At 56.0% G+C, this 13,753-nt stretch carries 10 protein-coding genes; 8 read left to right on the top strand and 2 right to left on the bottom strand.

Translation table 11 applies throughout. From position 1 onward, the window contains the following. The first annotated feature begins 69 nt into the window (after positions 1 to 69). Both ACQZQY_RS14035 and ACQZQY_RS14040 read left to right on the top strand, forming a co-directional pair. On the top strand, positions 70 to 1,179 hold the full coding sequence (locus ACQZQY_RS14035; RefSeq protein WP_431295822.1) for an efflux RND transporter periplasmic adaptor subunit: 1,110 nt from the start codon (positions 70 to 72) through the stop codon (positions 1,177 to 1,179). Further along, entirely contained in the window at positions 1,176 to 4,277 is a 3,102-nt protein-coding gene (locus ACQZQY_RS14040) for an efflux RND transporter permease subunit (protein ID WP_431295823.1), read from the top strand. Before ACQZQY_RS14035 ends, ACQZQY_RS14040 begins: the two co-directional genes overlap by 4 nt. A 249-nt stretch (positions 4,278 to 4,526) precedes the next feature. Here ACQZQY_RS14040 and ACQZQY_RS14045 read toward each other — a convergent pair whose 3' ends face one another. Continuing rightward, on the bottom strand, positions 4,527 to 5,171 hold the full coding sequence (locus tag ACQZQY_RS14045) for a hypothetical protein (RefSeq protein WP_431295824.1): 645 nt from the start codon (positions 5,169 to 5,171) through the stop codon (positions 4,527 to 4,529). A gap of 34 nt (positions 5,172 to 5,205) precedes the next feature. Next, on the bottom strand, positions 5,206 to 5,421 hold the full coding sequence (locus ACQZQY_RS14050; protein ID WP_056780940.1) for a YgdI/YgdR family lipoprotein: 216 nt from the start codon (positions 5,419 to 5,421) through the stop codon (positions 5,206 to 5,208). Between the two features lie 471 nt (positions 5,422 to 5,892). Between ACQZQY_RS14050 and ACQZQY_RS14055 the strand changes: the two genes are divergently transcribed. The 6 genes from ACQZQY_RS14055 (at position 5,893) to opgB (ending at position 13,659) form a co-directional block, all read left to right on the top strand. Beyond that, on the top strand, positions 5,893 to 7,017 hold the full coding sequence (locus ACQZQY_RS14055; RefSeq protein WP_136376066.1) for a branched-chain amino acid ABC transporter substrate-binding protein: 1,125 nt from the start codon (positions 5,893 to 5,895) through the stop codon (positions 7,015 to 7,017). A gap of 80 nt (positions 7,018 to 7,097) precedes the next feature. Continuing rightward, positions 7,098 to 8,012, top strand: a complete 915-nt coding sequence (locus tag ACQZQY_RS14060; RefSeq protein WP_056780933.1) for an ABC transporter permease subunit — start codon at positions 7,098 to 7,100, stop codon at positions 8,010 to 8,012. Positions 8,013 to 8,020: 8 nt separating this feature from the next. Then, entirely contained in the window at positions 8,021 to 9,313 is a 1,293-nt protein-coding gene (gene livM / locus ACQZQY_RS14065) for a high-affinity branched-chain amino acid ABC transporter permease LivM (RefSeq protein WP_431295825.1), read from the top strand. Positions 9,314 to 9,324: 11 nt separating this feature from the next. Beyond that, on the top strand, positions 9,325 to 10,203 hold the full coding sequence (locus ACQZQY_RS14070; RefSeq protein WP_122095642.1) for an ABC transporter ATP-binding protein: 879 nt from the start codon (positions 9,325 to 9,327) through the stop codon (positions 10,201 to 10,203). Next, positions 10,200 to 10,916 carry an ABC transporter ATP-binding protein gene (locus ACQZQY_RS14075; RefSeq protein ID WP_056780926.1) on the top strand — a complete coding sequence of 239 codons (717 nt, stop codon included), beginning with the start codon at positions 10,200 to 10,202 and terminating at the stop codon, positions 10,914 to 10,916. Before ACQZQY_RS14070 ends, ACQZQY_RS14075 begins: the two co-directional genes overlap by 4 nt. A gap of 436 nt (positions 10,917 to 11,352) precedes the next feature. Then, complete coding sequence (gene opgB, locus ACQZQY_RS14080) at positions 11,353 to 13,659, top strand: phosphatidylglycerol--membrane-oligosaccharide glycerophosphotransferase (protein ID WP_056780925.1); 2,307 nt, start codon at positions 11,353 to 11,355, stop codon at positions 13,657 to 13,659. Positions 13,660 to 13,753 lie beyond the last annotated feature (94 nt).

Raw genomic sequence — 13,753 nt, forward strand, 5'->3', positions numbered from 1 at the left:
ACCATTGACATTATTGGTCACTAGTCTGAGAATGCGGTTACTCTCCTGTTAACTGATTTAAGGGAACCCATGCTCAGGCTTAATCCTGCCACCTTTGCTGTCTGCCTGTTGCCGCTTGCCCTTGTGGCCTGCGGCGACACTTCCGGTACTGACGATCCCCGTACACAGCCACCTCTGGTCAGGTCTGTGACCGTGGTGAGTGCTGTAGATACCTCCCGCGCATTTACCGGCGTTGTCGTCGCCCGGGTCCAAAGCGATCTCGGTTTCAGAGTGCAGGGCAAAATCCTTGAGCGGCTGGTCGATACCGGCCAGACGGTTAAACGTGGTCAGCCATTGATGCGTCTGGATCCGGTTGACCTGGGTCTGCAGGCGCAGGCGCAGCAACAGGCCGTTGCGGCGGCAAGGGCACGGGCAAAACAAACGACAGTTGAAGAGGCGCGTTACCGCGGGCTGATCGCGTCTGGCGCCGTGTCGGCATCGGCCTACGATCAGATAAAGGCCGCCGCCGACACGGCCAAAGCTGACCTCAGTGCGGCTCAGGCACAGGCCAACGTGGCGCAAAACGCGACGGGCTACGCCGTGCTGCTGGCCGACGCCGACGGCGTGGTGATGGATACGCTGGCTGAACCCGGTCAGGTTGTCAGTGCCGGTCAGCCGGTAGTCCGGCTGGCAAGAGCGGGGCAGCGGGAGGCCACCGTGCAGTTACCTGAGACGTTACGTCCGGCTGCCGGAAGCGACGCGCAGGCAACGTTGTACGGCACCGCTCAACAGTCAGTTCCTGCAAAACTGCGCCTCCTTTCAGATGCGGCGGATCCGCTAACCCGCACCTTTGAGGCGAGATATGTGCTTGAGGGGGCGCTGGCCAATGCCCCGCTGGGATCCACCGTGACGCTTCATATTGCAGACGAGAAATCACCGGCGCAGGTGATGCAGGTGCCTTTAGCTGCACTTTATGATCCGGGCAAAGGGCCGGGTGTGTGGGAGATTTCGGGTAAACCGGCCAGGGTGTCATGGCGGCCCGTGCAGGTGCTGGGATTGGGTGAAGATGCGGCGAGGGTCACCGGGAGCTTAACGCCGGGTGAACAGGTGGTCGCTCTGGGCGCGCATCTGCTGCATGAAGGTGAGGCCGTGCGCATGGCTGAACAGCGCGATGCCAGCGTCGCCGGGAGCCAGCCATGAGCGGGGGGAGATTCAATCTTTCAGCGCTCGCCGTGCGTGAGCGCTCAATCACACTGTTCCTGATTATCCTGATCACCGTGGCCGGTATCCTGTCGTTTTTCGAACTGGGGCGGGCTGAAGACCCGCCGTTTACCGTCAAACAGATGACGATTATTTCTGCCTGGCCGGGCGCCACCGCGCAGGAGATGCAGGATCAGGTGGCTGAACCGCTGGAAAAGCGGATGCAGGAGTTGAAGTGGTATGACCGCAGTGAGACGTATACGCGTCCCGGCCTGGCTTTTACCATGCTTTCGCTGCAGGACCGCACGCCGCCTTCACAGGTGCAGGAAGAATTTTATCAGGCGCGCAAGAAGCTGGGGGATGAGGCCAAAAATCTGCCGGCAGGCGTCATCGGGCCGATGGTCAATGATGAATTCTCCGACGTGACCTTCGCGCTCTTTGCGCTGAAGGCGAAAGGGGAGCCACAGCGACTGCTGGTGCGCGATGCGGAATCTTTGCGTCAGCGTCTCTTACATGTGCCGGGGGTTAAAAAGGTCAATATTATTGGCGAACAGGCTGAACGCATCTTTGTCTCGTTCTCGCATGACCGGCTGGCCACGCTGGGCATTTCGCCTCAGGATATTTTCTCCGCCCTTAACAGCCAGAATGTCCTGACGCCCGCCGGTTCGATTGATACCCAGGGGCCGCAGGTGTTTATCCGCCTTGATGGCGCTTTCGATAAGCTGGAGAAAATCCGCAAAACGCCCGTTGTCGTTCAGGGCAGAACCCTGCAGCTTTCTGACGTGGCAACCGTTGAGCGGGGCTATGAAGATCCGGCGACCTTTATGATCCGCAATCAGGGTGAACCGGCGCTGCTGCTGGGCATCGTGATGCGGGACGGCTGGAACGGTCTGGATCTGGGTAAGGCGCTGGATGCGGAAACGGCCAAAATCAATGAGGGGATGCCGCTGGGCATGACGCTGACCAAAGTCACGGATCAGTCAGTCAACATCAGCTCCGCCGTTGATGAGTTCATGATCAAATTCTTTGTCGCGCTGCTGGTGGTGATGGTGGTGTGCTTCGTCAGTATGGGCTGGCGCGTGGGCGTGGTGGTGGCCGCGGCGGTGCCACTGACGCTGGCGATCGTCTTTGTGGTGATGGAAGCTTCCGGCAAAAACTTTGACCGCATTACTCTGGGCTCACTGATCCTGGCGCTCGGGTTGCTGGTGGATGATGCCATCATCGCCATCGAAATGATGGTGGTGAAAATGGAGGAGGGTTACGACCGCATCAAAGCCTCGGCCTATGCCTGGAGCCACACGGCGGCGCCGATGCTGGCGGGCACGCTGGTCACCGCCGTCGGCTTCATGCCCAACGGGTTTGCGCAGTCCACCGCCGGCGAATACACCAGCAACATGTTCTGGATTGTCGGTATCGCCCTGATTGCTTCCTGGATTGTGGCAGTGGTGTTTACGCCGTATCTGGGTGTCAAAATGCTGCCGAAAATCAAAACGGTGGAAGGCGGGCATGCGGCGATTTACAACACCCGCCATTACAACCGCTTTCGCCGGTTACTGACCCGCGTTATCGCCCGCAAGTGGATAGTCGCCGGTACCGTGATTGCGCTCTTTACGGTCGCGATACTCGGCATGGGGCTGGTGAAAAAACAGTTTTTCCCGACCTCCGATCGCCCGGAGGTGCTGGTTGAAGTGCAGATGCCTTACGGCACCGCGATTGAGCAGACCAGCGCCACCACGGCGAAAATCGAAGCCTGGCTGAGAAAGCAGAAAGAGGCAAAAATCGTCACCGCCTATATCGGGCAAGGGTCGCCGCGTTTTTACCTGGCCATGGCGCCTGAGCTGCCTGACCCGTCGTTTGCGAAAATTGTCGTGCTGACGGACAGCCAGGAAGCGCGTGAGACGCTCAAGTTCAGGCTGCGTGAAGCGGTGGCCAGCGGCCTGGCACCTGAGGCGCGCGTGCGCGTGACCCAGCTGGTGTTTGGTCCGTATTCTCCTTATCCGGTGGCCTACCGGCTCATGGGGCCGGACCCGACTAAACTGCGCGAAATTGCAGACAAGGTCGAAAAAGTGATGCAGGCCAGCCCGATGATGCGGACCGTCAATACCGACTGGGGGCCGCGGGTACCGGCGCTGCACTTCACGCTCAATCAGGACCGTCTTCAGGCGGTGGGGCTGACATCGAATGCGGTGGCGCAGCAGCTTCAGTTCCTGCTTTCAGGTGTTCCTGTCACCGCAGTGCGTGAAGATATTCGTTCGGTACAGGTCATGGGGCGTGCGGCGGGGAATATCCGTCTCGATCCGGCAAAAATAGCGGGCTTTACCCTGGTGGGATCTTCTGGCCAGCGCATTCCGCTGTCTCAGATAGGGGAGGTTAAGGTGCAAATGGAAGATCCTATTCTGCGCCGTCGCGACCGCACCCCGACCATTACCGTCAGGGGCGATATCGCCGAAAATCTGCAGCCGCCGGATGTCTCTGCGGCAATCATCAAGGCCTTGCAGCCGGTCATCGAGACGCTGCCGGCCGGATACCGCATAGAACAGGCGGGTGCGATTGAGGAATCCGGTAAAGCCACTCAGGCGATGGCACCGCTGTTCCCAATCATGATTGCCATGACGCTGTTGATTATTATCCTGCAGGTGCGGTCAATGTCGGCGATGGTGATGGTATTTCTCACCGCACCGCTGGGGCTGATTGGCGTGGTGCCCACGCTGTTGCTCTTTAACCAGCCGTTTGGCATCAATGCGCTGGTAGGACTGATTGCGCTGTCGGGGATCCTGATGCGTAACACCCTGATCCTGATAGGGCAGATCCATCACAACGAACAGGAGGGGCTGGCACCCTTCCATGCGGTGGTGGAGGCGACGGTGCAGCGCGCGCGACCGGTGTTGCTGACGGCGATGGCGGCCATTCTGGCGTTTATCCCGCTGACGCACTCGGTATTCTGGGGAACGCTGGCTTACACCCTGATTGGCGGAACCTTTGGCGGCACCATTATCACGCTGGTGTTCCTGCCCGCGATGTATGCCATCTGGTTCAAGATACGGCCCGAAAAGCATGAGTTTACTGAAAGTAAAACCGTTCCTGACGCCAACCGGTAGCCCTTAAACGATAAGGGTTTAACGACGCCATCGGTCGGCAAGTTGTTTCAGCGGATAGCTTTTTTTGACCTCTTAACTGCCCGCGGCCTTACCGGCGGCGGGCTTTTTTTTTTGAACAGTATTTCAGGATCCCCCGCAGAGACTCCCGCCGTTTCTGAGTGCCAAAAGCAGCCACGCTCCTGAGGGAGAAACCTCCCTGAAACAGAGGCACGTGGCATATCAACTCAACACCAGGAGCCGGCAATACCTTTACACTTTGCAGCCCGTCACCTGCGGGTAAGCCCGGCATACCAATATCAGTTTGTCCTTTGGCTCAAAGCCGTGATCAATCATGCAGCGTTGCGCTTTGGCAGTACGCCCGATGCTGGCGACATTCAGATTCGATCCGAGGGGTTTGGGATAGCCGCAGGCGTACATGACCGGCAACGCTTCCCGGTTATTAGGAACCTGCGTTGAGAACCCCCTTGGCGCGCCCACTTTACGCCAGGTGACCTGCATGTCTTCGTACCTGCCGGATTCCGGATTTATCGGGTAGAACCCTTCATCGGCATGATAGGGCAGCGCTTCGAGCCGGGACTGGCTAAGCGGATGCCCCTGCTTTTTTTCGACGCAAGCCGGAAGATCGGCCATGACCTGACAAAAATCAAACCCGTCTTTACGGGTAAAACCCCTGTGTTGCATGCACAGGAATTGCAACGCCTGTTCGTTTTCGGGCAGGGTATTCATTGAAAGGCCAACCGGATCACCACATTCAGTCATGGCCGATTTCACACCCTCTTCGGTGGTTGAAGGGCGTTGCCACTGGGTGTACTCCGCAGCAGGTGGACAGCCTGTCAGAAAAAATACCGAAATGACCACGGAAGGAAATGTCATTAGCTGAATTTTACGGAACATCGTGATCCTTATGTTGCCTGCAGATTTTCTGCCGCTACTTCTTCACAATCCCGGCAATATCATTGGTGTTCATCAGATGATAATCGCCGTTCATGTCGGTGTAGCTGGTCATGCCGGTATCACGGTCTCGATCCGGTTCGCCGTGGGCGAAAAACTGGTCACCGGCCTTGGTGTTGATCACGTAATCACCGGCGCATCCGGAGAGTGTCAGGGCCAAAACCACAGCCGTCAGGCAGGATAATTTCTTCATTGTTCAGTTGTTTCCCTTTGCAATTATCTGCCCGCATTACAAAACAACCGCCATGAACATGCAAAGAATAAAAATGTCAGCAAGCGTAAGAGCGGGAGCCGCCGGGCAAGATCCTCTGCGTTTCATCGTGGTGCACGCGGGGGCGGGGTGGCCCTTTTTCACCTGTTTTCAGCACCAGCACGGTGCGATGTGATCAGACCGTTGTTTCTGCAACTTGCCTCAGGGCTGGCCGCCACGCGCTCTATACTCACAATGACCTGCTGTTCAGTCACACATTGCAACACTGGCAGCAATTTTGCTTAAGGTTTTCACCTTTGGCAAAACCGTAAGGAAACCCCGCCGTCGTCCCCAGGAAATTTCAACCACTCCATTTCAGTGCTTTTGTTCGTGTTTTTGCTACAGGATTTACGACTACGCTCAGGCGTTTTTACTAAACCATTTTGCTCAAACAGGCTTCTAAGGAACATGATGATGTCGATGAAATTTATAAGAAATCCACTCTCTCTTTTACTGGCAGGTTGTCTGGTGACGGCATTTTCCGCGCAGGCAGATATTGTGATTGGTGTCGCAGGCCCGTTCACCGGCCCGAACGCCACCTATGGCGATCAATACTGGCACGGCGCAACGCAGGCGGCAGAAGACATTAATGCCGCAGGCGGGATCAACGGCGAAAAAATCAAACTGGTGCAGGGCGATGACGCCTGCGAACCGAAACAGGCGGTCGCCGTCGCCAACCGTTTAGTTGATCAGGATAAAGTGCAGGCCGTGGTCGGGCATTTCTGTTCCTCTTCCACCATGCCTGCCTCCGAGGTGTATAACGACGCCGGGATCATCGCCATTACGCCCGGATCCACGAATCCGCAAATCACCGAACGCGGCATGAGCGATATGTTCCGCATGTGCGGGCGCGACGATCAGCAGGGGCTGGTGGCCAGCGATTACATCATCGACAAACTGAAAGCCAAAAAAGTGGTCATTATTCATGACAAAGACACCTACGGTCAGGGTCTGGCGGATGCCACCAAAGCGGCGCTCAACAAACGCGGCGTGAAAGAAGTGATGTATGAAGGCTTATCGCGCGGCGAAAAAGACTTCAACGCACTGGTGACTAAAATCAGTGCGCAAAAACCGGATGTGGTGTTCTTCGGCGGCTGCCATCCTGAAGCCGGTCCGCTGGTGCGCCAGATGCGTGAGCAGGGCGTTCAGGCCACCTTCTTCTCCGGCGACTGCATCGTCAACGAAGAGATGGTCACTGCCGCTGGCGGTCCGCAATACACCAACGGCATTCTGATGACTTTCGGCAAAGACCCGCGTCTGATCGCCGAAGGGAAAACAGTTATCGATAAATTCCGCGCCAACAAATTCGAGCCGGAAGGCTACACCCTCTACTCCTACGCCTCCGTACAGGCGATTGCCGCCGCATTCAAAGCCACCGGCGGCAGCGATTCCGCCAAAGCCAGCGCATGGCTGAAAGCCAACAGCGTCGATACCGTCATGGGTAAAAAATCCTGGGACAGTAAAGGCGACCTGAAAGTCTCTGATTACGTGGTTTATAAATGGGATGACAAAGGAAAGTATCAGGAAGTGAAGGAATAAATCATCTCGATTTGCCCGTTCTGATCTGTGTCAGACCGCGCCCTTATCGGGGCGCGGTCAAAAAAAGAGACTGCGTATTTATGGATTCATTCTTCCTGCAACAGCTGTTTAATGGCATTACGCTGGGTGCCGTCTACGGGCTGATCGCCATCGGTTACACCATGGTTTACGGCATCATCGGCATGATTAACTTTGCTCACGGCGAAGTGTATATGATTTCTGCCTACCTCTGCGCCATCGCGCTGGCGCTGCTCTCCTTCTTCGGGGTGCACTCCTTTCCGCTGCTGATCCTTGGCACGCTGGTCTTTACCATTGTGGTCACCGGCGTTTACGGCTGGGCAATTGAGCGCATCGCCTACAAACCGTTGCGTAATTCCACGCGTCTGGCACCGCTGATTTCCGCCATCGGCATGTCGCTGATTTTGCAAAACTACGCACAAATCAGTCAGGGGCCGCGCCAGCAGGGTATTCCGACGATGTTTGATGGCGCGCTGCGTTTTCATATCGGCGACAGTTTTGTCCAGATGACCTACACCAAACTGTTCATTCTGGTGGCCGCATTTGTCGGCATGCTGGTGTTGTCATGGATTATCAGTCACACCCGGCTCGGGCGTATGTGTCGCGCGGTGCAGCAGGACAGAAAAATGGCCTCGATTCTGGGCATCAACACGGACCGGATTATCTCGCTGGTCTTTATGATTGGTGCGGCGATGGCCGGGCTGGCGGGCGTGCTGGTCACCATGAATTACGGCACGTTTGATTTCTACGCCGGATTTATTATCGGTATCAAAGCCTTTACCGCCGCGGTGCTGGGCGGGATCGGTTCCTTGCCGGGTGCGATGCTCGGCGGGCTGATTCTAGGCATTGCCGAAGCGCAGTTCTCCGGCATGGTCAATTCCGATTACAAAGATGTTTTCTCTTTTGGATTGCTGGTGGTGATCCTCATTTTCCGCCCGCAGGGCCTGCTGGGTCGCCCGGTAGTGACTAAAGTGTGAGGGAAAATATGACGTCACAAACTGCTGTTGCGGATCACGGCTTCTCGCTCAAACGCTGCCTGCTGGATGCCATTTTTGCCGGGCTGGTCGCCCTGATCATCTTCGGGCCGGTAGTGGGCGTGGTGCTCGACGGGTACAGTTTCAACTTTCACAGCCAGCGGCTGGTGTGGATTATCGCTACGGTAATGGCCGGTCGCTTTCTGCTCAGTGCCTTTCTGGAAACGGCTGCCGGGCAGACCATGCGCGCGCGTTTTGAACGTGACAGCGCAGGTGTTTACGTCCGGCCTGCGGATCACAAAAGCAGCCTGCGCTGGGTGTTGCCCCTGTTAATCGCGCTGGCGATATGCTTCCCGTTGGTCGCCACCAAATACATTCTGACCGTGGCGATTTTAGGGCTGATTTACGTGCTGCTCGGCCTCGGGCTGAACATCGTGGTCGGTCTGGCCGGTCTGCTGGATTTAGGGTATGTGGCGTTTTACGCCATCGGCGCGTACGGGCTGGCGCTCGGGTATCAGTATCTCGGCCTTGGGTTCTGGTCGATGCTGCCACTGGCGGCGGTGATGGCTGCGCTGGCAGGCGCGTTGCTGGGGTTTCCTGTGCTGCGCATGCACGGCGATTATCTGGCGATCGTCACGCTGGGCTTTGGCGAAATTATCCGTCTGGTGCTCACCAACTGGCTGTCTTTTACCGGCGGGCCGAACGGCGTTTCGGCGCCTGCGCCGACGTTTTTCGGACTGGAATTCGGAAGGCGGGCGAAAGAGGGCGGCGTGCCTTTCCATGAGTTTTTCCATCTGACCTACAACCCCAACATGAAGTTTATTTTCATCTACGCGGTGCTGGTTCTGGTGGTATTGCTGGTGCTGTTTATCAAACACCGCCTGACCCGTATGCCGATTGGCCGTGCGTGGGAAGCGCTGCGTGAAGATGAAATCGCCTGCCGCGCGATGGGGCTGAACCATGTGCTGGTCAAGCTTTCGGCCTTTACGCTCGGCGCGTCGACGGCCGGTATCGCGGGTGTGTTTTTTGCCACCTATCAGGGTTTCGTGAATCCGACCTCTTTCACCTTTTTTGAATCGGCGCTGATCCTTGCCATTGTGGTGCTGGGCGGTATGGGCTCGACCATCGGCGTGGTGCTGGCGGCCTTTGTGCTGACCGTCGCGCCGGAGCTGCTGCGCAGTTTTGCCGAATACCGCGTGCTGTTGTTTGGCGTACTGATGGTGGTGATGATGATCTGGCGGCCACGCGGGTTAATCCGTATCAGCCGCAGCGGGTTTGCCGTGCGTAAAGGAGTTGCGCCATGAATTCAGCGGTGATGAACGACAGCATCCTCAGCGTTGACCATCTGATGATGCATTTTGGCGGCATCAGGGCGCTCAATGACGTCAGCCTGGACGTTAAGCGCGGTTCGATCACCGCGTTAATCGGCCCGAACGGTGCCGGTAAAACCACGGTATTTAATTGCCTGACCGGTTTCTACAAAGCCACCGGCGGTTCCATTTCGCTGAACACCCGCCGGGGCGCGACCAATGTGATTCAGGTACTCGGACAGAAATTCCAGCCCGACGACTGGATAAAACCGGCGCAGCTCGGCAAACGTATTTTCTACAAAATGTTTGGCGGCACGCATCTGGTTAACCGCGCCGGGCTGGCGCGTACTTTCCAGAATATCCGGCTGTTTCGGGAAATGTCGGTGGTCGAAAACCTGCTGGTGGCGCAGCACATGCAAACCAACCGCAATCTTATCGCCGGTGTTCTCAATACGCCGGGGTATCGCCGGGCAGAAAATCAGGCGCTGGATCGGGCATTTTACTGGCTGGAAGTGGTCGAGCTGGTGGATTGTGCCAACCGCCTGGCGGGGGAGATGTCTTACGGGCAGCAGCGGCGGCTGGAGATTGCCCGCGCCATGTGTACCGCACCGGAAATGATCTGCCTCGACGAACCGGCCGCCGGGCTTAATCCGGTGGAAACGCGCACGCTGAGCAAAATCATCCGCTTCCTGCGCGACCACCACGGGATCACCGTGCTGCTGATTGAACACGACATGGGCATGGTGATGGAGATATCAGACCACATTATTGTGCTCGACCATGGCGATGTGATTGCCGGAGGACCGCCGCAGGCGATTCAGAATAATGAGAAAGTCATTGCCGCGTATCTGGGTGCTGATGAAGACGACGAGGTCAGCTTATGAGCGATGCAATGCTGGAGTTTCGTGACGTGGACGTTTTTTACGGTGCCATTCAGGCGCTGAAACAGGTGTCGCTGGAGGTCAGTCAGGGGGAAACCGTGGCGCTTATCGGCGCGAACGGCGCAGGGAAATCGACGCTGCTGATGTCGATTTTCGGGCAGCCACGCATTCGCAGCGGGCAGATTTTATTTCGCGGCGAAGATATCAGCCGCAAATCCACGCACTTTGTGGCGGCAGCGGGCATTGCCCAGTCGCCGGAAGGGCGGCGGGTGTTTCCGGATATGACCGTCGAGGAGAACCTGCTGATGGGCACGATCCCCGTCGGCAATAAACACGCGGCAGAGGATTTGCAATCCATGTTTGATTTGTTTCCCCGCCTGAAAGAGCGACGCAGACAGCGGGCGATGACCATGTCCGGCGGCGAACAACAAATGCTGGCGATTGCGCGGGCGCTGATGAGTCGCCCGAAACTGTTGCTGCTCGATGAACCCAGTCTCGGACTCGCGCCGATAATCGTGAAGCAGATTTTTCAGATCCTGCGCGAACTGGCGAAAAACGGCATGACAATCTTTTTGGTGGAGCAGAATGCGCACCACGCACTGAAACTCTCCGATCGCGCCTACGTGATGGTCAACGGGCAGATCCGCCTGAGCGGCAGCGGCGAGGCTTTACTGGTCAACCCCGAGGTGCGAAAGGCTTACTTAGGCGGCGTGTAAAGGGTCAATTTGTTGCCCGGCGTGACGCCCGTGATGCCCTCATCGCGGATTTTTTTTAAGCCTTTTTCCTGAATTTTTCTCATTTCAAACGCTCCCTCCACATTTCACTCATACTATTCCCGTATCATGCAATTCCTACAATTTAGTGAACGGCAGGTTACATCTTTGCGGTATCATGCAGAGATAAGCATCACGAATTTGTGAAAAAATGGTTTATTCGGACAAATCAGTGACATAAAACAGCATCAGGGCGTTGACCCCCGGATGTTCAACAGGCTATATAGCGCAACCCGTTTTTGGCACAAAATTTTCCTGTCTCAGGGATGAAGTGAATGACAAACGGGTCATTTACTCGATGAATTGAACCGTCGGCGCTGCTGGCAAACAGCAGACTCGTTCGTAGTGTTTATTTTTTTAATCAGACAGGGCGCTAAAAATGGCTTCTGAGTGGCTTTCATTTGTTTTATTTCTTTCCTCTATCTATTTCTACGTCACACGGGCGTCGGCCGGTCGTATCTGGTTTTCGCTGGTGCTGTTCTTCTTAGGGCTTTACGTCATTCTGAACGTGATCCTGATTGGCAGTAATTATTTCACCGGTGAAGGCATCACCGATGCGGTGTTATATACCGTAACCAGCAGCCTTAAAGGCGCCGGACTGAATAAATATATCCTGCCGTTCCTCGGCTTACTGGCCGGGCTGGTCATCGTCTTCTGGCTGCTGGCCTGGGGCCTCAGGCAGCGCCGTGCAAAAAGCAGCAGCTGGGTTTACAGCGTGCTGGCCGTGATGCTGGCGGTGTTTTCCGTCGGCTCGACTCAGGCCTTCCAGAACATTTCCCGTCTGGTGAAAACGCAAATGTCCGGCAGCGGCGCGGATTTCGATACGTATTACAAAGTGCCGGTGAAAGCCGTGAAGGGCGAGAAAAAGCCTAATCTGGTCTATATCTATGGCGAAAGTCTGGAACGCACCTATTTCGATGAAAAGGTCTTCCCGGGGCTGACCACCGAATTAAGCCGTCACAAGGCGGAAAGCACGGATTTCACCAACACCCGCCAGTTGCCGGGCACCGGTTACACCATTGCCGGCATGGTCGCTTCACAATGCGGGATCCCGCTGTTCGCGCCGTTTGATGGCAACGCCTCCAGCGCGCTGGCGACCTTCTACCCTGAAAACGTCTGTTTGGGCGACGTGCTTAAAGGCGCGGGTTACACCAACTACTTCTATCAGGGGGCTGAACTGGCGTTTGCCGGGAAAGGCACGTTCCTGAAATCCCACGGTTTTGACCACCTGTACGGCTACAATGAACTGCGTCCAACCGTTGCCGATCCGGCGTACAAAAATGACTGGGGCTGGTACGACGACACGCTGCTCGACGAGGTGTACAAGAAATTCATCGAACTGAGTAAAGCGGGTAAGCCATTCTCCCTGTTCACATTGACCGTGGATACGCACCACCCGGACGGTTTTATTTCCCGCGGCTGTACGCGCAAAGCTTATCCGGTCACCGGCAAACCGAATCAGTCTCTGAGCGCGGTGTCCTGTAGTCAGGAACTGATTGCGGCGTTTATCGATAAAATTAAAAAGTCGGGCTATTACGATAACACCCTGATTGTGGTGTCTTCCGATCATCTGGCGATGAACAACACCGCCTACAACATTCTGACCAAACAGAACCGCAAAGATCTGTTCTTCGTGCTCGATGGCCGCAAACCTGTGGGTGATCTGAATGCCGCGAAGCGCAGTACGCTGGATAACGGTGCCACCGTGCTGGATATGATGGGCGGTGACAACTTCATCGGGCTCGGACGCAGCGGGATTTCTGCGACATCAATGACCGAGCAGTTCCTCAATATCGATGACAAAGTCAACGCCTGGAAACCGGCGGTCATTAAACAGTGGGGCTTCCCGAACAGCATCAAAAATTACACCGTCAGTAACAAGGAAAACAGTTTCACGTTCTCCGGTATGACCATCAAAACGCCGTTCATTTTGAAAGTCACCAGTGACAAGATCGAACCGATGTTTGACGTCTATTTATCCACGCCGCTGAAAAAACAGCTGTCCACGCTGTCCACCAGCGACAACTTTGTCTGGGTCGATAAATGCTACGAAATGGGCCGCGTCTGGGCACCTGAATTGTCGCTCAATACCGGCCTTTGCGTGGCTTCCGGCAACCTCGGAGCACGCCCGAGTATCGTGCAGGCAACGGGCGATACCTTTAAAGGCAAGGTGGATTTTGTGAAGGATACGTCCGGCAGCAACGCGATTTATCAGCAGACAGTAAAAATGCTGAACGTAGATGATGCCGATACCACTTATAAATCTGAGGCGATAGCCTTCATGCTGCCGGGGATGCCGGAGCAGGTAAAAGCTATTACCGGTATTTCTGCGCTGGAAAACTGGGGCCGCTGGTCAGACGCTAATCTGGCGCCGTCGGTGAAAATTGATTACGTCAAACCTCTGCCGACCACCTTTGACGTGGTGATCCGCGCCAGAGCCTATGGCAATAACATTGATAAACCGGTGTCTGTGCGCGTCGGCGATCAGGAGCAGTTTGCTTCCTTTGGCGATAAAGACGGAACGGTGAAATTGCAGTTTACCAACCCCGGTGCGGCGCAAAGCATTGTTATCACACCACCGTCACCGACAGAACCGACCGAGGGCACCAGCGGCGGGTTCCTGCCGCGTAAACTCGGTATTGGTATGGTGTCGCTGGAGGTTCAGCCGGTCGATCCGCAGTCATAACGCCTCAGGCATCAGGACAAAAACCCGCTGCGGCGGGTTTTTTATTGGCCGTCATCTTCGCGCAAAATCCTTATCGTTTTTATCGCTTTACTAT

This window comes from Rahnella sp. PAMC25559, assembly GCF_050632365.1.
In the GTDB taxonomy this organism is placed as follows: Bacteria; Pseudomonadota; Gammaproteobacteria; order Enterobacterales; family Enterobacteriaceae; genus Rahnella; species Rahnella rivi.